At 45.8% G+C, this 21,588-nt stretch carries 26 protein-coding genes; all 26 read right to left on the bottom strand.

Annotation, left to right across the window (positions count from 1 at the left end):
- Positions 1-48: 48 nt before the first annotated feature.
- The 26 genes from trpA to NSQ55_RS20585 all read right to left on the bottom strand — a co-directional run bounded on the left by trpA (position 49) and on the right by NSQ55_RS20585 (position 21,552).
- On the bottom strand, positions 49-873 hold the full coding sequence (trpA, locus tag NSQ55_RS20460; protein WP_076127517.1) for a tryptophan synthase subunit alpha: 825 nt from the start codon (positions 871-873) through the stop codon (positions 49-51).
- Positions 870-2,069, bottom strand: a complete 1,200-nt coding sequence (trpB, locus tag NSQ55_RS20465) for a tryptophan synthase subunit beta (RefSeq protein ID WP_076127515.1) — start codon at positions 2,067-2,069, stop codon at positions 870-872. Before trpB ends, trpA begins: the two co-directional genes overlap by 4 nt.
- A complete protein-coding gene (locus NSQ55_RS20470) occupies positions 2,066-2,743 on the bottom strand; it encodes a phosphoribosylanthranilate isomerase (RefSeq protein ID WP_076302758.1) in 678 nt (225 codons plus the stop codon). The genes trpB and NSQ55_RS20470 overlap by 4 nt, the downstream gene beginning before the upstream one ends.
- Positions 2,736-3,566, bottom strand: coding sequence for an indole-3-glycerol phosphate synthase TrpC (gene trpC / locus NSQ55_RS20475; RefSeq protein WP_339168864.1), 831 nt, complete (start codon positions 3,564-3,566; stop codon positions 2,736-2,738). Before trpC ends, NSQ55_RS20470 begins: the two co-directional genes overlap by 8 nt.
- Complete coding sequence (gene trpD, locus NSQ55_RS20480; RefSeq protein ID WP_175617300.1) at positions 3,556-4,596, bottom strand: anthranilate phosphoribosyltransferase; 1,041 nt, start codon at positions 4,594-4,596, stop codon at positions 3,556-3,558. Before trpD ends, trpC begins: the two co-directional genes overlap by 11 nt.
- 40 nt (positions 4,597-4,636) lie before the next feature.
- Complete coding sequence (trpE, locus tag NSQ55_RS20485) at positions 4,637-6,202, bottom strand: anthranilate synthase component I (protein WP_076127509.1); 1,566 nt, start codon at positions 6,200-6,202, stop codon at positions 4,637-4,639.
- 432 nt (positions 6,203-6,634) lie between these two features.
- Positions 6,635-7,009, bottom strand: a complete 375-nt coding sequence (gene aroH, locus NSQ55_RS20490; protein ID WP_076127508.1) for a chorismate mutase — start codon at positions 7,007-7,009, stop codon at positions 6,635-6,637.
- A complete protein-coding gene (aroB, locus tag NSQ55_RS20495; protein WP_076302761.1) occupies positions 7,003-8,106 on the bottom strand; it encodes a 3-dehydroquinate synthase in 1,104 nt (367 codons plus the stop codon). The genes aroH and aroB overlap by 7 nt, the downstream gene beginning before the upstream one ends.
- Before the next feature lie 2 nt (positions 8,107-8,108).
- Positions 8,109-9,278 carry a chorismate synthase gene (gene aroC / locus NSQ55_RS20500; RefSeq protein ID WP_076192207.1) on the bottom strand — a complete coding sequence of 390 codons (1,170 nt, stop codon included), beginning with the start codon at positions 9,276-9,278 and terminating at the stop codon, positions 8,109-8,111.
- Between the two features lie 150 nt (positions 9,279-9,428).
- The gene (locus tag NSQ55_RS20505; RefSeq protein ID WP_339168868.1) at positions 9,429-9,632 is read right to left on the bottom strand and encodes a hypothetical protein; all 204 of its coding nucleotides are present in this window, start codon (positions 9,630-9,632) and stop codon (positions 9,429-9,431) included.
- A 105-nt stretch (positions 9,633-9,737) separates the two neighbouring features.
- A complete protein-coding gene (locus tag NSQ55_RS20510) occupies positions 9,738-10,541 on the bottom strand; it encodes a protein-glutamate O-methyltransferase CheR (protein ID WP_036676236.1) in 804 nt (267 codons plus the stop codon).
- Between the two features lie 27 nt (positions 10,542-10,568).
- A complete protein-coding gene (gene ndk / locus NSQ55_RS20515) occupies positions 10,569-11,012 on the bottom strand; it encodes a nucleoside-diphosphate kinase (RefSeq protein WP_076127503.1) in 444 nt (147 codons plus the stop codon).
- A gap of 99 nt (positions 11,013-11,111) precedes the next feature.
- Positions 11,112-12,080 carry a polyprenyl synthetase family protein gene (locus tag NSQ55_RS20520; protein WP_076127501.1) on the bottom strand — a complete coding sequence of 323 codons (969 nt, stop codon included), beginning with the start codon at positions 12,078-12,080 and terminating at the stop codon, positions 11,112-11,114.
- Complete coding sequence (locus NSQ55_RS20525) at positions 12,077-12,937, bottom strand: menaquinone biosynthesis protein (RefSeq protein ID WP_076127500.1); 861 nt, start codon at positions 12,935-12,937, stop codon at positions 12,077-12,079. Before NSQ55_RS20525 ends, NSQ55_RS20520 begins: the two co-directional genes overlap by 4 nt.
- A gap of 4 nt (positions 12,938-12,941) precedes the next feature.
- A complete protein-coding gene (locus tag NSQ55_RS20530; RefSeq protein ID WP_339168871.1) occupies positions 12,942-13,544 on the bottom strand; it encodes a flavin prenyltransferase UbiX in 603 nt (200 codons plus the stop codon).
- Positions 13,544-14,416 carry a UbiA-like polyprenyltransferase gene (locus NSQ55_RS20535; protein ID WP_076127498.1) on the bottom strand — a complete coding sequence of 291 codons (873 nt, stop codon included), beginning with the start codon at positions 14,414-14,416 and terminating at the stop codon, positions 13,544-13,546. Before NSQ55_RS20535 ends, NSQ55_RS20530 begins: the two co-directional genes overlap by 1 nt.
- The gene (locus NSQ55_RS20540) at positions 14,409-15,161 is read right to left on the bottom strand and encodes a demethylmenaquinone methyltransferase (protein ID WP_139329851.1); all 753 of its coding nucleotides are present in this window, start codon (positions 15,159-15,161) and stop codon (positions 14,409-14,411) included. Before NSQ55_RS20540 ends, NSQ55_RS20535 begins: the two co-directional genes overlap by 8 nt.
- Before the next feature lie 3 nt (positions 15,162-15,164).
- Entirely contained in the window at positions 15,165-16,034 is an 870-nt protein-coding gene (locus NSQ55_RS20545) for a heptaprenyl diphosphate synthase component 1 (RefSeq protein WP_076127631.1), read from the bottom strand.
- A gap of 115 nt (positions 16,035-16,149) precedes the next feature.
- Positions 16,150-16,692, bottom strand: a complete 543-nt coding sequence (locus NSQ55_RS20550) for a hypothetical protein (protein ID WP_280753030.1) — start codon at positions 16,690-16,692, stop codon at positions 16,150-16,152.
- Positions 16,693-16,786: 94 nt separating this feature from the next.
- A complete protein-coding gene (gene mtrB / locus NSQ55_RS20555; RefSeq protein ID WP_051490908.1) occupies positions 16,787-17,035 on the bottom strand; it encodes a trp RNA-binding attenuation protein MtrB in 249 nt (82 codons plus the stop codon).
- 116 nt (positions 17,036-17,151) lie between these two features.
- The gene (locus NSQ55_RS20560; protein WP_036676223.1) at positions 17,152-17,424 is read right to left on the bottom strand and encodes an HU family DNA-binding protein; all 273 of its coding nucleotides are present in this window, start codon (positions 17,422-17,424) and stop codon (positions 17,152-17,154) included.
- Between the two features lie 377 nt (positions 17,425-17,801).
- Entirely contained in the window at positions 17,802-19,280 is a 1,479-nt protein-coding gene (spoIVA, locus tag NSQ55_RS20565; RefSeq protein ID WP_036676222.1) for a stage IV sporulation protein A, read from the bottom strand.
- A gap of 437 nt (positions 19,281-19,717) precedes the next feature.
- Positions 19,718-20,464, bottom strand: a complete 747-nt coding sequence (locus tag NSQ55_RS20570; RefSeq protein WP_280753029.1) for a hypothetical protein — start codon at positions 20,462-20,464, stop codon at positions 19,718-19,720.
- Positions 20,465-20,494: 30 nt separating this feature from the next.
- Positions 20,495-20,863, bottom strand: a complete 369-nt coding sequence (locus NSQ55_RS20575; protein WP_036676220.1) for a 2Fe-2S iron-sulfur cluster-binding protein — start codon at positions 20,861-20,863, stop codon at positions 20,495-20,497.
- A gap of 34 nt (positions 20,864-20,897) precedes the next feature.
- Complete coding sequence (locus tag NSQ55_RS20580) at positions 20,898-21,077, bottom strand: DUF2768 family protein (RefSeq protein ID WP_036676218.1); 180 nt, start codon at positions 21,075-21,077, stop codon at positions 20,898-20,900.
- A 199-nt stretch (positions 21,078-21,276) separates the two neighbouring features.
- Positions 21,277-21,552, bottom strand: a complete 276-nt coding sequence (locus NSQ55_RS20585) for a stage VI sporulation protein F (protein WP_038572437.1) — start codon at positions 21,550-21,552, stop codon at positions 21,277-21,279.
- Between the last annotated feature and the right edge of the window lie 36 nt (positions 21,553-21,588).

The raw sequence follows: 21,588 nt of genomic DNA on the forward strand, positions 1-21,588 counted from the left end.
GCTCTCCATAGTTGATTACTCCACTATACACAGGTCAGAATGACACTGTTATGGTCTTTTTAATTGTGCCACAAATTCTCGAATTTGCAACAGTCCCTCATTCCGCGTAGCAGGATGATCAAGCAACGGAATTACCTCTTCTATTTTGCGGACAATGGCACTTCCTACTACAACACCATCGCAAATCTGAGCAAACCGGGCAACCTGTTCGCCAGTAGAGATCCCAAATCCTACAGCCACTGGCAGATCCGTAGCTTGACGAACGGAATCAATAAAGGCTTCTACATCCGCATGGAAAGAGGATCTTTCTCCAGTCACCCCTAATGAAGATACACAATAGATAAAACCGCTCGCACCGGATACAATCTTTGCAATACGTTCGCTTGAGGTGGGTGCAACTAAAGGAATGAGGTTGACTCCAACTTCATCACTACGGCGCCGCATCTCCGCTGATTCCTCAACGGGAAGATCCGGGATAATAAGTCCGCTAATTTCATGCTTGTTCAGATCAGCAAAAAACGTATCTAGACCCATTTGCAGGATAGGATTGTAATAAGAAAACAAGATAAATGGCAAACTGCTGCCGGCTTCACGAGCCTTTAACGCGGTCTCCATGCAAGTGCGCAGGTGAACTTCACCCCGCAGTGCCCGGGCAGATGCTCGCTGAATTACAGGGCCGTCTGCAAGCGGATCAGAGTATGGTACTCCTAGCTCCAGAATATCTGCCCCTGCTGTCTCCAGTTCAGTGATGATGGCAAGAGTAGTCTCCAAATCTGGATCTCCAACAGTCAGAAAAGGAATCAATGCGGTCCGGTTCTCAGCTTTAAGCTTCCGGAATACCAAATCCATCCGGTTTGTAGTTTGGGTTGTCATTCAGTTCCCTTCCCTTCTGTATACGCCATAATGGATTCTACGTCTTTGTCTCCCCGGCCTGACAGGCAGATGACAACAATATCATCCTTAGTAAGGGTTGGACCCATTTTTACAACATGTGCTATCGCATGCGCCGATTCTAACGCTGGAATAATGCCTTCCGTTACGCATAGCAGCTTCAGTGCATCTAGCGCCTCTGCATCTGTAATCGGGACATATTTTGCGCGTTCGATATCTTTTAGATAGGAGTGTTCAGGACCCACACCAGGATAATCCAGGCCTGCGGAGATGGAATGTGCTTCTGTTACTTGTCCATGCTCATCCTGCAGGAGATAACTCATCGATCCCTGGAATACGCCATGAGTTCCTTTACTCATTGTTGCCGCATGAAAAGGGGTATCAATGCCTTTACCAGCCGCCTCTACACCAATCATACCGACATTTTCATCCTCAACAAATGGATAGAACATACCGATGGCATTACTGCCACCGCCTACAGCAGCTACGAGCACATCCGGCAGCCTTCCTTCAGCCTCCAGAATCTGGCGCCGTGTTTCATCCCCAATAACCCGCTGAAAGTTACGAACCATCATCGGATAAGGATGTGGTCCTACAGCTGAACCCAATATATAGAAGGTATCATCTACATTGCTAACCCAGTAGCGAAGCGCTTCGTTGCCGGCATCTTTTAAAGTACGAGATCCGGAAGTAACGGGAATCACTTCTGCACCAAGCAGCTTCATCCGGAATACGTTAAGGGCCTGGCGACGTGTATCCTCTTCCCCCATAAACACCTTACATTCCATTCCTAGCAAAGCTGCAACTGTAGCTGTGGCTACACCATGTTGACCCGCACCCGTCTCAGCGATTACCTTCGTTTTTCCCATCATTTTGGCCAGAATCCCTTGACCAATCGCATTGTTAATCTTATGGGCACCTGTATGATTCAAATCTTCACGCTTCAGATATATTTTAGCTTCTCCCAGATGTTTGCTCAGACGCTCCGCATAATACAGCGGGGTCTCCCGTCCGGAATACTGCTTTAATAGATAATCTATTTCTTCCTGAAAAGCTGGATCTGCCGAAAACTTACGGTAAGCCTCCTCCAACTCAATCAATGCATTCATCAAAGTCTCGGGCACGAAGCGGCCTCCGAATGAACCGAAACGTCCATGCTGGTCCGGTACTTGTATCATGATTGCTTCACCCTTTCCACAAAAGCTGTCATTTTTTGAATATCCTTAATGCCGTCAGTCTCTACTCCACTCGACACGTCTACCCCATACGGGGCATAGGTATCAAGCAATTCACCAACATTATCTGAATGAAGCCCTCCAGCCACAAACAAGGGCAAGTCATGTTGTACTGCAATTTCTTGGTAAGCAGGTAATTTGTTCCATGCGAAGGTTCGGCCAGAGCCGCCGCTCTGCAATGGATCATAAGTATCTAATAAAACCGCATCTACTGCAGCTGCGTAATCTTCCAAGGTATATTCATTTTCAACTTTTTCCCGCTCTTGATCAGCAACGGACAGTGCCTTCCATACCTGAACCTGTGGATAAGCTCGGCGAACCTGCTGGCAAAAAGCTGGACTCTCCTGTCCATGGAGCTGAATTACATCTAAATGCACCACAGACAGCAATTCGTTCAACTCATCCAGCTTCGGATTAACGAAAACCCCGGCAGCCTTAGGGATTTGACCAGTCTTCCAATTTGGAAGCTCTGCAATCAGTTCGGCAGCACGCTCTATGGACACCTTCCGGCGGCTAGGTGCAAAAACAAATCCGATATAATCTAGTGGTAAGTGTAACATAGATTTTAGCACTTCAACGTCCTGAAGTCCACAGATTTTTACTAATGTCTCAGCCATGCCGGACACGGTCCTTTCCGTTAGGAAGCTCCCCGAGCAAACCGTTAACCGCATCCTCTACGTTAGCTTGACGCATTAGATACTCCCCAACGAGCACTCCGTGAGCACCAGTAGTTCTTAGGTAGTCGATGTCTGTTGACCCGGAAATTCCGCTTTCGCTGATCACTGGAACACCTTGCGGCACAAGAGCTGCCAGCTCGGCTGTTGTCTCCAAAGAGGTCTCAAAGGTACGTAGATTACGGTTATTAATTCCAAGAAGAACGTTTGGTTGGGTTATCTTTTCTGTGCTCAGTACAACCGCCAGTTCATTTCGGTCATGCACCTCAGTCAAGATATCCAATCCAAGCTCTGAAGCTATATCTATAAAATGAGACAGTTGTGCCGGTGTCAAAATAGCGACGATCAACAACACCGCATCCGCTCCGAGAAGACGTGCTTCGTAGATCTGCTTCTCATCGATAATAAAATCTTTGCGAAGCAGCGGCAGATTTACAGCTTCCTTCACTTGCTGCAGATAAGCTGCGCTGCCCTGGAAATATTCTGTGTCCGTCAGAACAGATAAGCAATCTGCACCTCCAGCTTCATACCCTTTTGCAATGGAAACAGGATCAAAATCTTCACGGATCAACCCTTTGGAAGGAGAAGCCTTCTTCACCTCAGCGATCAAGCCCATATCTCTGTTCTTCCCTTGGGTCAGAGCCTTACGAAAGCCTCTTGTTGCCGGAAGAAGCGCAATATCACGCTCTGCTTGTGCCAGCGAAAAGTTTTTACTGAGCAGTTCAACCTCTTTAATCTTAGTCGCGACAATTTTATCAAGATACATAATTAAGTTCCTCCGTCATAGCTACAAGCTGATTAAGCTTGGATAGTGCCTTGCCTGAATCCACTACATCTTTTGCTCTCTCTACGCCTCCGGCCATGGTATCTGCCAGACCAGCAACATATATACAGGCTCCGGCGTTAGCAAGAACGATATCGCGATAAGGATTCATCTGCCCTTGAAGGACCGAGGTAATAATCGCCGCATTTTCAGCTGCATCTCCACCCAGCACAGCTTCCAGTGGATGTCTGTTAAGACCTAATGCCTCTGGCGTTACCTCATACGTGGTTACGATGCCCTCTTTTAGCTCAGACACTAATGTAGGGGCCGAGATGCTGATTTCATCCAGACCATCCAAGCTGCTAACAACCATCGCACGCTTGGACCCCAGCTCCTTCAGTACATTAGCCACCGTCTCTGTCTTATTCCGATCATAAATCCCCAGCAGCTGACGGTCAGCACCAGCGGGATTCGTAAGCGGACCAAGCATATTAAAAATCGTCCGCACTCCAAGCTCTTTACGCGGTGCCGCCGCATGCCGCATCGAAGGATGATAGATTTGCGCGAATAAAAAACAAATGCCGATTCGATCCAAGCATTCCCGGGCCTGATCCGCATTCAGATGAATGTTGACGCCCAAAGCTTCAAGTACATCTGCACTTCCTGCTCTACCGGAAGCTGAGCGGTTGCCATGTTTGGCAACTCGTACCGAAGCCGCTGATGAAATAATCGCTGAGGCGGTAGAAATATTAAACTTATGGATGCCGGAACCGCCCGTACCACATGTATCTAGCAGACGCGCTTTTTCAGTAAGGACAGGTGTGCCGAAACCTCTCATGGCTTCCGCAAACCCCGTAATCTCCTCCACGGTCTCTCCCTTAATCCGTAAAGCGGTCAGCAGTGATCCGATTTGCGCCTGTGAAGCCTCTCCCAGCATGATTGCACCCATTATATCCCGTGCTTCTACACGTGTCAGACTTTTGCCTTCGATTAGTCCAGCGATTCCTGATTGTATCAATTTTGTTGCATCCATAATGTTCATCCTCCAGCCTTAATGTAATCTTTTTTATTAATCAAACCACCTGTTCAGGGGTATATGCGTACATGTAATCTTGATTGATGACTTGTTTCTCTTTTATCTCGGGTGGGAACATAGCCTCTGCCATACGAATAGCTTTTAGCATGCCCTTCGCTTTATTCACCGTCTCTTCATACTCTTTCTCCGGAACCGAGTCCCAAACGATACCCGCCCCAGCCTGCACATATGCTCTGCCCTTACGGAAGATGATTGTACGGATGGTGATACATGAATCCATATTTCCCGAGAATCCCAAATATCCAATCGCCCCCGCATAAGCACCACGGGCTTCTCGCTCCAATTCAGCAATAATCTCCATTGCCCGTAGCTTAGGTGCTCCTGATACAGTACCGGCTGGCAAACAGGAGAGAAAGGCATCAAAGAAATCTTTATCCTCGCTAAGCGTGCCTGACACATTCGATACCATATGCATGACATGAGAGTATCTTTCAATTTCCATAAAGGAATCACATTTTACAGAACCGAATTTGGACACTCTTCCTAAATCATTACGACCTAGATCAACTAGCATCAAATGCTCTGCACGTTCTTTTTCATCCTCCAGCAGCTCCGCGGCGTAAGCACGATCCGAAGCTTCACTTTCACCTCTTGGTCTTGTTCCGGCAATCGGCCGTGTCTCCACACGGTTTCCATCTACCTTTACGAGCGCTTCCGGTGAGGTTCCAACAATAATCTCTTCATCCATTTTCAAATAATACATATATGGAGATGGGTTAAGCGTCCTGAGCATCCGGTATACATGCAGTGGAGAAACTTCCGTTTCAATATGCAGGCGCTGCGACAACACCACTTGAAAAATATCGCCAGCCCGAATGTATTCCTTCGCTTGTTCTACGTTGTTGATATATTGTTCTTTAGTCAGGTTGGAATGAATCTCACCCAGCTCAATATCCTGCGGAATACTGCGGCGGTTCACATTTTCCTTAGGCCCTTCCTTCTGCAGCTCTTCGGCCATATCCTCAAGCTTACGACTTAAGCTTTCGTAATTGGATTTGATATCTGAGTCCGTATCACCGTCTTTAACATGCAGGTTGCCAACTAGGAGAATTTGTTGTTTCACATGATCAAAAACAATGATGCGATCACAGAACATAAACCGGATATCATCCATTTGGAGATCATCTACTGGATGCTCAGGAAGCTTCTCATAATATTGCAGCAGATCATATCCAAAAAATCCGATCGCTCCTCCAGTAAATGGCGGCATCTCATCCAGCTTAGGGCTACGGTATGAACGAAGCAGCGCCTTAAGCTCCTCAATCGGCTTTCCATGCAGCTGTTTTTTCTTACCGTCGATCTCTACGTTAATTGCACCCTTTTTTCCCGATATCATTAAAAAGGGATCGCTGCCGATGAACGAATACCGGGCCCATTGTTTGCCACCCTCTACACTTTCTAGTAAGAACGCGCGGTCACGTTCAGCAAAACGTTGGAATAACCGGATAGGTGTTTCCATATCAGCCAGCAGCCGCTTCACAACAGGAATCAGATTATAATCCTGCGACAGCTTTACCACCTCTTGAACACTCGGATTCGTCATTTTTAGATGCCCCCTTAGTTATATAAATCTTTCCGAAACACAGAAAAACCCTCTACCAAAGTAGAGGGTTTGTGTAAGTAAGTATATGTTTTTGAGCAATGATCAGCATCGTTATGTTGTGCCTACAGACTTATCTCTAAATAAGATACATCACGGATGTGAAATAACACTCCAGTACATATCAAAATAAAGACTCTGCGTACACAAAAACTGCTAATCAGGCATAAACGTCTTCAGCATCCTTATAAGGACGGTAAGCGTATATGCGTGAAATATAAGAATGTATAGAACAAAGCTTATACTTTCTTATATTCGCAAAAATTTCTTGCACTCTGCTCAACTATACTCATCTCAACTCAACTAAACTCTTCTATACTCGGCTAATTACACTATACATGATGACAAGGGTCATTGACAACCCACAACTCAAATTTAAGACTTACTCTGCGACAAATCCGGACGAAGCTTCTGAGCTTCATTCAGATACACATGGCGGATCTCACGCTGTGATTTATCCGTATTAAACTGCACCATTAACCGGATACACATCGGCAGGCTGCCTTTGACCGGGATCTCGGTTGAACACATAAGCGGCACCATTTCCCAGCCCTCAATCTCACGAATGGCTCTTGCCGGAAAAGTAGCATCCAGATCATTGGTCATCGTAATCCATACATTGCTAATATCCTCAGCTATAACATTATTGCGTTCAACGATCTCCCGCAGCAGCACAACGGTTTCACGCAAAATCTCTGTTTCTTCGTTATTAATCACGGTAGTTGCTCCGCGAATCCCTCGATTTACCACGGTTTCCCCTCCTTTTTAAGCTCTGCGAGAACCTCTCGCACAAGCGATTCCTGTACATCGTTTACAATACTAACGGCTCCTATGGCATCAGGCACAATAAAAGTCATTCTGCCTTCTTTGAATTTCTTATCATGCATCATCGCTTCCATTAGCTCCTCTTCATCATATTCAGAAGGAAGCTGTATAGGCAGTGAAAGGGCAGATAACATAGATACTGTATCCTCATAAATGGATCGGTCACGTCCAAGCTTTACAGCCAGCAGCGCCGAACCCGCCATACCAATCGCAATCGCTTCACCGTGCAAAAACACACCATATCCGCCAACCGCTTCAATAGCATGGCCGATCGTATGGCCTAAATTCAGGATCGCCCGAAGTCCATGCTCACGTTCATCGTTCGCCACGACATGAGCTTTGATCGCACAACCGCGCTCAAGGGCATAACCGAGGGCTTCAGCATTCAGAGCAAGCAGCTCATCAGCATGTTCACGGCACCAATATGCAAATTCTTTGTCCATAATCAGACCATGCTTCACTACTTCAGCTAAGCCAGAAGAGACTTGGCGTGGCGGAAGCGTGCGAAGGGTATCCAAATCGTAAAGCACCAGCGAAGGTTGATAGAACGCACCAACCATATTTTTGGCTAGTGGATGATTGACAGCCACTTTGCCGCCTACGCTGCTGTCATGGGCTAGAATCGTCGTTGGAATTTGTAGAAATCCTATTCCGCGCATGTAGGTAGCTGCTACAAAACCAGCTAAATCACCAACAACCCCGCCACCTAAAGCCAACACCGCTGAGTTGCGATCTAGTCCCGCTTGAATCGCGGTCGTCATAACCTCTTCATACACGGTTAATGATTTGGATGCTTCCCCTGCTGGCATAATATGGCTTACTACGGTATAACCTTGCTGACGTAGAGCTTCTTCAAGCGCCGGTAAATACCGTGGAGCTACTTCACTATCACTCACAACCAGTAGCGGGCTGCGAGTGGACAGTCCAGCCTCAGCACAGTACTGGCCAATGTTCTGCAGCAGACCACTACCGATGTGGATTGGATAAGAACGATCTCCCAAATCTACATTGATTGTACGCATGATTAATAACTCTCCAATTGTGCAAGATAGTTTTCATAGTTCGCTTTAATTTCTTCGAGAGAATCCCCGCCGAATTTATCAAGAAATGCTTTGGCAACTTCCCATGCCACTACGCTTTCCATAACCACACATGCCGCTGGAACCGCACATGCATCCGAACGTTCTACTTGAGCTGTAAAAGGTTCTTTCGTATCGATATCTACACTTTGAAGTGGCTTATACAAGGTAGGAATAGGCTTCATAACACCACGAACCACTACCGGCATGCCATTCGTCATCCCGCCTTCAAAACCGCCTAAACGATTGCTTGCGCGATAGTATCCTTTAGAAGCTTCATACATAATTTCATCATGGACTTGCGATCCACGCAATTTTCCTGCTTCAAATCCAATGCCGATCTCAACGCCTTTGAAGGCATTAATCGACATTACTGCCCCAGCAATTGCCCCGTCTAACTTCCGATCTGACTGTACATAGCTGCCAAGTCCAATGGGCAGTCCTTCGACGATACATTCAACGATTCCACCGATGGAGTCGCCCTCTTCCTTGATCTGATCTATGTAAGCCTCCATTTTCTGTTCTGTTTCTTTGTCGACAACTCTGACAGAAGACTGTTCTGTCCGTTCAATCAGCTCATCGATAGGCAGATCATTTGCAGGTGCCTCAATTTCACCAATGCGAATGACTTGACCTGCTACTTTCACACCAAAAGCTGCCAGCAGCTGTCTGGCTACAGCGCCACATGCGACTCTGGCTGCGGTTTCGCGGGCACTGGAGCGCTCCAGAACGTTGCGAAGATCCGTATGATTGTACTTCAATCCACCATTCAAATCTGCATGTCCAGGACGCGGCCGATTTACCCGGCGTTTTTCTTCATCACTGCCTGGAATAGGTTCAATATTCATAATGTTCTTCCAGTGAGTCCAATCCTTGTTCTCTACTACCAAGGCTACCGGAGCACCCGTAGTATAGCCGTGACGTACTCCACCTACAATCTGTGCCGTATCTTTCTCAATCTGCATGCGACGTCCACGTCCGTATCCCTTTTGTCGACGATGCAATTGAAAGTTAAGCTCTTCAAAATCCAAAGTTAAATTACTTGGCAATCCCTCAATAATAGCCGTTAGCTGGGGGCCGTGCGTTTCCCCCGCTGTTAAATAGCGTAAACTCATGATGTCTTCCCCCTTTTATACTTTTAAACTGTAAACCGCTAAAATCCTATGATCTTTGCTCATTATAGTATAGGGAATCCGCTTTGACAAGAAAGGGATCTCCCTAGAAACACTGTATGTATACCGAAATAAAAAGCGCCATCCATACCCTTAAGAGTATGAATGGCGCTCCTCGGCTCGGTCCTCAGCTTGTTGGCTGCCGAGCCGCTGGCTTGGTGGAGGGAATGTAGACTTACGCTCTTCCAGCTGCAGAAGGCGCTCCAATTGCATTTCCTCCACACCGAGAATTTGCCCGCACTCACGAACGGTGATAAAGCCTCGTTTGTACGCGGCAATGACCTTGCTTTTGTCCATCGGTTTAACTTTCCTTTCACTTAGCGTACAGATTCTACTATCCAGTATCACTGAACTTTTGCGAAAGTATACCTTTGAAGTTAATGGCGAAGGAGCAAAAAGTATTTATTTTTTACGATAGAAAAAAGTTTCCGTCGATTCAAAGCCATATTGAGCCGGTGTAAAGATTTGCTCTGTGCTGCCCACAAACAAATAACCACCCGGACGTAAGCTAGCCGAAAACTTATGATAGAGCTTGTTCTTCGCTTCTTCAGTAAAATAGATCATTACATTGCGACAAATAATAAGATCGAAACCTTCGTCGAACTTGTCCAAGAGCAAATTTTGTTTGCGGAAATCTATGTTTTTCTTAAGTGAATCGCTGACCTTGAAGACAGGGCCTTCCGGCGTAAAATAACGTGCTGCCACGTCTTTCGGCACATCCTTTAAAGAACGTTCCAAATAAAGACCCTGCTTTGCTTTGGATAAAGCGCCATCATCAATGTCAGTGGCAAGAATACCTGTCTGCGCCAATATATTCTTGTCCGACAAAATCATAGCCAGCGTGTAAGGCTCTTCGCCTGTGGAACATGCCGCGCTCCACAGCTTTAATTTGCGGCCCGACTGCTGGAGGTCAGGGAGGATAATATCCCGCAAAACTTCCCAGCGATTCGGATTCCGCCAGAACTCAGAGACATTGATCGTCATTCGATCTAAAAATTCATAAAATAAGTCCTTATTTTTCATCATCGCTGCAAAAAAATCACTGAAGGTATGATACCCATTCTTCATCCGAAGAGTCGTCAAACGCCGCTTCATCTGCGCTTCTTTATATTGAGCCAGATCAATTCCGGTGCTTTGTTTAACGTTGTGAATAAATCCGCTATAATCTGGATCTGTTGTTAATGCTGCAACATTACGATCAGACATGTTAATCCCCTGCCTCCCACCTGGACCTTACATCCAGACTGCGATGTCTTTGTTATACTGATTCAGTTCATCTGGAGCAAAGAAATTAGCAATTTCCCGTTCTGCACTTTCAGGCGAGTCTGATCCATGAATTAAATTAAGTGGTGTATGGCTGGCAAAGTCGCCACGAATCGTGCCTGGCAGAGCTTCTCCAACTTTTGTTTTGCCTATGAGTGTCCGGGATAAAGTTACGACATCATCGCCTTCCCATACCATTGCAAACACTGGACCTGAAGTGATGAAAGAGACCAGCTCTGAAAAAAAGTCTTTGCCTGCATGCTCAGCATAATGTCTTTTCGCTTGATCCTCACTAACTGTAATCAGTTTAGCAGCGACCAATTTAAACCCCTTATCCTCAAAGCGGGCAACAATACGCCCTATTAATCCACGTTGAACTCCATCAGGCTTGACCATCAGATACGTCTTTTCCATAGAAGCACTCTCCATTTTCCCATTTGAAGGGTTGTTTTGACGCTATCTTAACAGAAACATTGCTTTCTGGAAACGTTTAATTTCAATCTCACCAGAAGATCAATAACTTCTACCTGTTATAAAATACGCAATATCGCGCAGATTGCGCTTAGTCTTATTGTTAGGCAATTGTTCCAGCGCCGCCAGCGCCTTGTCGATATAACGTGAAGCGAGCTCCTCAGAACGGGCGATTCCGTCTCCGGAAAGAATGAGATCAATCGCATGTCCTACCGTGCTATGTCCCTCACGTATAGACTTCAGTTCCTCAAGCAATGACTCGCGCAGTCGCTCATCCTCAAGACTATAAATCACTGGAAGTGTAATGTTTCCTTGCCGCATATCACTGCCCGGAGGTTTACCGATCTGTTTCTCTGTGCCTGAGAGATCCAGTAAATCATCACGAATCTGGAACGCCATACCCACGTTATATCCATAATTATAAAGCAGACGAGCTACTTCTGGATCTGCCTCAGCAGCAAGAGCGCCGAGTTGGCAGCTAACTGCAATCAGCAGGGCTGTTTTGCGGCGGATACGCCGTAGATAATGACGTACACTTTGCTCACTGTTGAAAAAGTCACGAATCTGCTCCATCTCTCCGATCGACATTTCGATCATCGCCTTAGACAGAATTTGATGAATTCGTGGATTCTTCAGCTCCGTAGTCATAACCAGCGCTTTTGCATATATGTAGTCACCAGTGTACATGGCAATTTTATCGCCCCATTTTGCTTTCACGGTGAGTTCACCACGGCGCAATTCTGCATCGTCGATCACATCATCATGGACCAGTGAAGCGCTATGGATCAACTCTAACGGTATCGCCACCCGTTTCAGTTTTTCCAGATCATACTTACCGAATTTCCCGCCCATTAGGACAAATACGGGACGTAATCTTTTGCCGCCTGCCTTTAATAAATGCAGGGAGGTTTCTGTAAGCAGATCGTCATCCCCCTGTACACTGCGGTACAGCTCTTTTTCAATCTGATCCATATCTCTGTTCAGTAATCCGAATATTTGCAGTCGTTTCATTCTTTCACCCGTGTCAACAGTTTATGGCTCCAAATCTCCATCTTCACTTCCTGCGGCAGCAGGCCCATCTCATAGGCATAGCGGAAATAGAGGTTCAAACCTTGCTGCTGCCTTTCTCCAAAATCATAACATAAATTGCGGAAGTACCCTTCCCAATAAGACTTTGTTCCTCCAATGTTAGAACAAGCTGCTTGTACAATAGGATCTAAATCTCTCAATCCCCGCATTTTACTCTCGGCAAAAGCCTCTGCAATCTCAGAAATAGCTTCCGGTTTGTCCTCCGCAGCCTTTCGATTCACTGCCCAGACCGCAAAGGTCATCCCTAAGCCCGTCCATTCCTTCCAAACCTCAGCTAGATCAGTAACGATATAACCTTGATCCTGCCATGAGGCCTTAATAGCATTATCACCAATTAATAAACAGGCATCCGCTTCATGCATCATGTCATCCAAATCAGGATTAGCGCTAATATACTCCGGTTTATTGCCAAAAGCTTTTTCCATTAAAATTTTCAGCAAATTTACTGAGGTTGCAGAAGTATTCGTAACAGCGATCTTACCGCTGCCAATCTGAGCAAATGGCACCCTGGAAAAAAGGAATATTGATCTCACAGGACCGTCCGCGCTAACCGATAAATCAGGTAGAAGTAATAATTTGTCACTGGCCTCAGCATAAGCAAAAGAGGATAAAGCACCTACATGAATAGTTCCACGGCTCATCCCCTGATTAAGAATGGCAGGTACCTCACTCACCATCTCTGCAGGATATTTCAGTGCAGAGGGATGAAAATTGTGAAATACCGGCCATGAGTTGGTATAGCTGATTTTGCCAATGATGGTGTGGCTGTTATTGTCCATCCTTTCAATCCCCCCATCTTCGAAATAAATTGTGTTCAATATTAAAGCTGTCAAGCACTTTGCCCACCATGAAATTAATCAGATCATCCATACTTTGCGGCCCAAAATAAAAAGCCGGCATTGCGGGAATCATCCGAACTCCCAGACGGGACAGCTTCAACATATTCTCTAGATGAATAGCATGCAGTGGAGTCTCACGAGGTACAAGCACCAGTAGGCGGCCTTCCTTGAGCATAACGTCAGCAGCACGTGTCATCAGATTATCAGAGGTCCCATTCGCTACCGCGGATAATGTTCCCATAGAGCAAGGCATAATAATCATCCCTTCCACACGAAACGAACCACTTGCAATGGATGCGCCGATATCCGCAACAGGATGATAAAGCAGAGAACCGGGATAGCCTTTGAACCTTTCGTTCAAAAAGCCCTCCCGGTCTGATGCGATATAGCCAAGTTCTTCTTTAAATACGCGCCAGCCCGCATTGCTAACTACCAAATGCACGGAGTAGCCTAGTGACAGCAAGGTTTCAGTTAGACGAACACCATATATCGCACCGCTTGCTCCTGTAATTCCAACCACGATGTTTTTCGGTTTAGTAAGCGTCATTAGTAGAACTGCACCACCAAGTCAATCAAAGTGAAAGAGAACACCACGATGCTCAATACGCCGTTCATAGTGAAAAAAGCAGTCTGCAGACGGCTCAGGTCACTCGGAGATACAATGTAGTGCTCATAAAAGAGAATGATATATGCGATGATCATGCCTGCTACATACCACCAGCTTAAATCCGTCATAAACAGCAACGATACGAAACCAATCGCCGTGAGAATGTGAAATACGCGGGCAATAAAGAGTGCACCTTGAACCCCGAACCGAACCGGAATGGACTTCAAGCCCTCTTTTAGATCAAACTCAACATCCTGACAAGAATAAATTACATCAAAACCTGCAGTCCAAAACACAATAGTGAAATAAAATACCATTGAAGTCCAATTCACACTACCAGTTACAGCTACCCAACCGCCTAAAGGTGCAAGCGCAATGGTCAGACCGAGGATAAGATGGCAGGCCCATGTAAAGCGCTTAGTAAATGAATAAATGACAAGAAGGAAAACTGCGATTGGCAAGAGCTTGGCCGACAAAGGATTCAGCTTAAAGGCTGCCCAAAAGAGTAAGAAAAACGAAATGCCGATAAAAATGACGACTTCACCGATCTTCAATAATCCTGCAGGAATAGCTCTTCCCGCTGTGCGTGGATTCTTAGCATCACTTATCCGGTCAATCAGTCGATTCAGACCCATAGCAGCGCTCCGTGCCCCAAACATAGCCACTACGATCCAACCAATCTGGCTCCAGGTAGGTAGTGTGCCAAACATGACAACGGAACCAAGTAAAGCGCCCATAAAAGCAAAAGGTAAAGCAAATACCGTATGTTCAAACTTGATCATTTGTAAAAAGATACCGATTTTCTTAAACATTCCCGTTCTCCTTGAGCCCAATATGTAATGCCGCGATGCCTCCGGTCAAGGGGAAGGATTCCACTTTTTGCAGTCCGGTTTCACGGAAAATAGCAGCTAATTGCTCCCGGTCAGGGAACAGCGCCAGCGATTCTGGCAACCATTTGTATTGCTCATACCTTTTAGCGAATAACTTGCCCAGCAATGGGAGTACACGCTGAAAATAAAAGAAATAGATACCTTTAAACGGTTGTTTCATCGGCTTGGAAAGCTCCAGGCAGACCACCATTCCTCCGGGCTTCACCACCCGTTTCATCTCGTTCAGCACTTGAACAAGATCCGGTACGTTGCGGAGTCCAAAACCAATCGTTGCATAATCAAATGCGTTGTCTTCAAAAGGCAACTCCATAGCGTTGCCCTGTACGAGAGAGATCCGGTCCTGAAGCTTGCGCTCCTCCACCTTACGGCGCCCCACTTCAAGCATGCCTGCACTGAAGTCGAGCCCTATCACATTCCCTGTCTGTGAGGCTTCGGCCAAGGCAATGCTCCAATCGCAAGTGCCGCAGCATAAGTCTACAGCTGAATCCCCGCGCTTCATACCCATCTTCTTCATCGTGAACTTACGCCAAGCCTTATGGCGGCGAAAGCTTAAGATGTCATTCATCAAATCATATTTACCTGCAATACTCTCAAACACCGAGTGCACAAACTGTTCCTTCGGCTTGCTGTTATCACCCACAGCAGTTGTAGTTTTGTCCATAGTCATCCACTAACCCTCCACGGCTGCTTGTCCTGAGACTTTCATCTGCAGGAGAATACGATCCAGCGCTATCTCAAGCTCTCTAAGCAGGCTTTCGTCTTTAACGCTTTGTAATAGTCCCTGAATCGACTGAATCGACTGATGGAGCTTGTCCGTCAGCAGAGAATCACATTTATATTTCATCTTCAGCATCTTCCAGTCCTTCTGATCAAGGTTCTGGTCTTGAAGCTGTTTGCGTTCTTCCTCTGTCGCTGACTCCAGCATCTTCCAGTAGCAATAACCATTGCTTGCATTCTCAAGGTTATCACAACGCTGAAGCTCTATGGCAACAGTTTCGCACTGACTGAACTCTGTCAATAACTTCTCCCACAATTCCACTAAGGAATTCTCGATCATGGGCGTAAAAGAAAGGAACAGCCGCATATTGAGCTGTACCATGTGCCGCAAGTATTGTTCAGCCGAAAGACGGATTCCTCTCATCTTCACATAGAGGTTCGCTTTCAAGACATTGAAATCAGCAATCGCCTTACTCAAGATTCCAACCATCTCAATCTGATCACTCTTTGCAAGCAGATGGTAAAACCAGCTACTAAAATAATCACCAGCCAATACCTTTAATTGACGGGAACGCATAGGATCTCCACCGCGTCTATCATTCGAGCGGTCAATTACCTCATGTGTATCTAGTCCAAGTTGAATAAGTGCGGTTACGAGCGTATACAACTCACCAGTACTTCCTTTTACAGAAGATCCATGGTTTAGAAAAATATATAACAAATGACCCCGGCCATCAGAAAACGGCGGCAAATCCGTATGCTTCTGAATCATGTCGTAGTCGGTGTAGGGTTTTGCCAGTTGCGGTATGCAGTACGGTTTCATTTCAGCCTCCGAAGCCATTGACATTTATATTAATTCCTTTGTTCACAATCTTGTCTATTATATCACATGTTTTTTTGTCACGCACTGTGATACAACTGAGTTTCTTTTATTCTTCTCAAGGATAAATGAACTGCTTCTTCCAGAGCTCAGTCTCACTAATACGGAAGCCTGTCTTGAGACGCTCGGATATGGGGAGATTACCCGCAGACTGAAGTTCATTCTGGAGTTCAACGGACCACTCCGCGCGTCTGATATCCCCTGCTAGCAGCAGCCGGCGGCTATCCAGCCATTTATCCATGACCACGATGCGCAGCAGAAGCTGATCCACATTCAAGGTTTCTTGAAAAGCAAAAGAAATAGTCTGTGCCATATTTCGATAAAGCTCCTGGGGTTCATGATCATTTCCGCTCACTTTTAAATCCAGAGACAGAACGTGATCCTCCCAGCCTACGCTATCAATGGATAAGGTCAATGGAAGTGCGCCAAGAACATCAACAAGATTATCGTTGTCTAGCACCGTGTTATGGCCGCCAGTAAAAGTCTCCACTGCACCATTTCTCTGCTGTAAGGTTGAATCCATATCTGCCACTTTGGGCAATATTACAGCAGAGGTTGCAGTCAAGAGTAATACGGCTCCAACCCACCAGGCCTTGTTCATGAACACGCCCCCCTTATCCATAATTCCCACTCTTAGCGGAATACGATCATTTCTCTTTACTATATTTTGAAAAAAAGCAGGCTATGCCTGCTTTTCAGCTTTCACTTTCCAATTGTCCGTGCTTTGTCCATATTTCAGCCTTACCGCGGATCTTCATCGCTGAGGTATGATCAGTAAACTGGGCAATCAATACCTCACCCTTATCCAGCTTCTCTGTATGATGAAAACGTGTATCTGTACCTCTGGTTAACCCAATGACCTGAACGCCATTATCTTTAGCCTTAACCACAATATAGTCGCTGCCCGTTGGAAGCGGAGTAGTACCCGTATTTTTATCCATCATCACTCATCCTCCTCTAAACCTATTATACAGTTCATAGTATTTCAAAAAACAAATGCCGCCTTGGAGGGCGGCATAGTTGTTCTTAAAAAGACTATGGGATAGGTATGTAGAAATCTTTATTTGATTCCGTCTTTCAGCGCCTTACCGGGTTTGAATGCCGGTACCTTGCTTGCAGGAATTTCGATTTCTTCACCAGTTTGCGGGTTACGGCCTTTACGTGCAGAACGCTCACGCACTTCAAAGTTTCCGAATCCAACCAGTTGTACTTTATCACCGCTTTGCAGTGCTTCTGTAATTGCTTCGAAAACCGCATCTACAGCTTTAGTAGCATCCTTCTTGGGAAGTTCAGTTGCTTCTGTAACTACATTGATCAAATCTGATTTATTCATGTTTTCTCACCTCCCTGAGTAAATTCTCCGGTATCATACACTGTTTCCGTTTCAACGTAAAATATACGTGATAATCCCGTTTAAAACATAACTTTGGCGCCCTTAGACCTTGAAGCGCAACAAACTTATAGTAATACAGCCCATCCATAAATTCAAGCTGTTACTCAAAAAAGGAGCAGAAATTATCATCTATCCTTGCATATTTATCTAAATTCAATCTAATTTGTTAGACCTATAGGAGCATTTAAGGTCTTTATTTCATCAGAATAATTGAGTCAGATTCACCGTTATTATAGGAACTAGGAATCAAGTTTTAGGATAGATACAAATAAAAAGAGCAGGATTTCTCCCACTCTTTGAATTTATTTATATTCAGCTTAGAGAATAATTGCAATAAGTCCGCCGGAACCCTCATTTATAATGCGACCAAGCGTTTCTTGCAGTTTGTAGCGCGCATTATCCGGCATCATAGCTATCTTGCCTTGAATTCCTTCTCTTACAATGGAGTGCAGGGAGCGGCCAAAAATATCGGATTCCCAAATCTTAATAGGATCATTCTCAAAGTCCTGCATCAGATAACGAACCAGCTCTTCGCTTTGCTTTTCCGTTCCGATGATTGGCGAGAATTCAGACTCCACATCCACCCGAATCATATGAATGGATGGTGCCGTAGCCTTTAAGCGAACCCCGAAGCGAGAGCCCTGACGAATCAGTTCTGGCTCGTCGAGTGCCATTTCGGCTAAAGATGGAGCCGCGATACCATAGCCAGTAGTCTTGACCATTTCCAAAGCTTCTGAGAATCGGTCGTATTCTCGTTTCGCATGTGAGAACTCCTGCATAAGCTGGAGCAAATGATCCTTACCGCGGATCTCAACCCCAACCACTTCCATCAGAACTTGATCGTACAGCTCTTCTGGAGCATACAGGTCGATCTCTGCTACACCCTGACCCATGTTCATACCACTTAGGCCAGCTTTATCAATAAAGTCATATTCGGTGAACTGAGATACGAGGCGGTCAACATCCCTCAGGCGGCGAATGTCTTTTACCGTATCGCGAACGGAGTTCTCATAACTACTACGTAGCCAGTGGTTTTCTCCAAGCACCATAACCCAGCTTGGCAGATTTACATTTACTTCATGCACTGGGAATTCATAAAGCACTTCCCGCAGCACACCAGTTACGTCATCTTCGCTCATGTTTGCGGCGCTTAGCGTCATAACTGGGATATCGTATTTGATGGCTAGCTCGTTACGGAGCTGCTGCGCTTCCTCACTGCGTGGCCGGGTGGAGTTAATGACAAGCACAAACGGCTTACCCACTTCCTTCAGCTCTGCAATGACGCGCTCTTCAGAGTCCACGTACGAGTTCCGCGGAATTTCTGCAATCGTACCATCTGTTGTTACCACTACACCTAGCGTTGAATGCTCCTGAATAACCTTACGTGTCCCGATTTCTGCCGCTTCCTGAAAAGGAATAGGCTCTTCAAACCAAGGTGTAGAGATCATACGTGGTCCATTTTCATCCTCGTAACCTTTTGCACCCTCTACAGCGTAACCTACACAGTCTACCAGACGAACATTAACCTCAAGCCCTTCCGCAACCTTGATTTGGACTGCGTTGTTTGGCACAAACTTCGGTTCTGTCGTCATAATCGTTTTGCCTGCTGCGCTTTGCGGAAGCTCATCCACAGCTCTTACTCGATCAGCCTCATTCGTGATGTTTGGCAGGACAATTGTTTCCATGAAGCGCTTGATAAATGTCGATTTCCCCGTGCGAACCGCGCCGACGACGCCAAGATAAATGTCTCCGCCGGTACGCTCGGCAATGTCCTTGAAAATATCCACTTTTTCCAAAAGAGATCCCCTCCTCATATTACTCCGAAGAAAAAATGCCTGAAGAGCATCGACTTCGCGTTCCGCCGGTAATCTGACCCTTGCAGGACATCAACCGGACTTATCGTATGCCCGCCCGAAGCCTAGCTGCTTTCGACCGGGACGTACTTGCCCCGCGCTAAACTCCGAATGCTCGGACATGCATTTGGACTAGTATCATCATATGTATCCGGAACGAATTTATGACCCGTATTCGCGCATTTCCCAATGTAATTTCAAAAAAAGTTAAGTCTGCGCGCCGCAAGGCGTCTGACGCCCGGAAGCTTACTCATCCATCTTATGAGGTAGGATTCGTTGATAGAACTATTTTTAGTGGATGCTGAGATTAAAAGGTTATAAACAAAAAACGCCTAATGCCCCGGATAAAACCGAAGCTTAGACGCTTTTAAACTATAACTCTAACTTGGAGGCTGTGGGATCGGCTGATTATTAATCCATAGATACGGCAAAGACTTTACGGGAACGTAATATGAAGCTTCCTCCAGATCCAGTCGCAAGTCCTGATTCTTGTCGTGCTCTCCACCCTTCTTATCGACGGCAGCCATGATATCAAAAACATAATCTACGTAGACAGTTCCATCCTTATCCATGATAAAATCAAGAACTTGACCGGAATAGACGCTAGTTAAGGTTATAGAGCTTGTACCCGCCTGCTTATGATCAATGGTATACAATCCGGGGTATAGCTCATCAAGCACAGGCAGGTTGCCGCCATGAGCTGATTTATAGCGGTTAACCTGTCGTTGCACGTCATTCACCTTTTGAACCGTAACAAGGTCCATCACCTTCACCACAGGATCAATTTCCTCATTCAAAATAAGAAAATAAGCACTTCCACCCTGCTCAAAAGCGGTAGCCGGTATATCATCCAAATATCCCTTATTATTCAACTTCCCCAGGTCAATACGAAACTTCTCATACCTTGGAGTAGTTTCATCCGCATTAAGAATGGGCAGTACCCCTTCCTCCTGTTGATAATCATCAACGGCTGCTTGTATCCGTTTAACACTTTCCCGATAATTAACACTAGCCCGCTTCTCTTCACCTGGGTATAGACAGCCCGAAAGCGTAAGCGCGAGCGATACCATCCCTAGCAAAAGCTTGGCCCCTGCCTTCAGTTTCATTTTATATCCTTTAAACTCCAACCGAGTCCCTCCCACGGTGACATTCTTACGCTACCACAGCTCATCTTCTTCCCCACGCCGCGCTGCTTCAAGCTTACGGCGCACCGCAGCCTTCAGTGGATCTTCCGGCACCTGAACGGTTACGTCGCTCCATACGGCAGCCTGACAGGCCAGACGCGTTCCTTCTTCTAAGGCCGATCCAAGCTTACGCCGCTCAATATCACCGGGAGGCCTTACTGCAGCAGCCTCTTCCTTCGCGACTGTAACCTTGCACATCAGACAGCCTGCTTTGCCTCCACATCTAGTTGTTATTGGCACTCCTGCTTTACGAGCAGCCTCTAATAACGAAATGCCACGGTTCACAACAGCTTTACGACCTTCTGGTTGAAATACAACGGTAACTCCTTTTTGTGATTTCATGATGTTACTTCCTTCCTCAACACTATGTAACTGCTTACATAATTGAAACAACTCCGCCCAATAGGCCCACTAACATGATGACAAAAGCAAGTATAGACAGTACAGCCTTAAGCAATCCCTTGGTTTTGCTCCGAGCAAAAGTTATAAGAAATACTGATAATCCCATAATCAGCATCGCAATCAGGGATAACCACATTTTTGTCATCGGATCCATGGTCAAAGCCCCCATTCGCCTGTAATTTATTAGGGACTATTATATCATGACCTTATCCTTTTCTGTAAAAAAACATCATTTTTTATGTATTATTTTAAATAGATTACGCTTCGTGAAAATTATCAGGAATATAAAAAAAAAAGCAAAAGACGACGGAATCATTCATTGATCCGTTTTCTTTTGCTCACCCAACATAAAGCTATTTTTTAAGCATCATTTTCATTAAAGACTCCATTGTGCTGGAACCTGCGCCGCCTTTTTTAACGGCATTGATAATCTCCTGCACAGTAGCTTCACTGACCGGCACTTTCGCCATTGATGACACCTGCTTAATTAACTGGCGGAGCTGGGCTTCATTCTGCGTAGTTCCTGGCTTTACCGTACTGGCTAGCTTTTTGACGGCACTTTCCGTAATGTTCTTGCCCGCCTTTTTGTTAATGGCGTTCAATGCATCCTTGGAAAAATCTCTGCTCACTTTTCATCCCTCCTCCGTCAATCCCCATTACAACAT

This window comes from Paenibacillus sp. FSL H7-0943, assembly GCF_037963265.1.
In the GTDB taxonomy this organism is placed as follows: domain Bacteria; phylum Bacillota; class Bacilli; order Paenibacillales; family Paenibacillaceae; genus Paenibacillus_AQ; species Paenibacillus_AQ odorifer.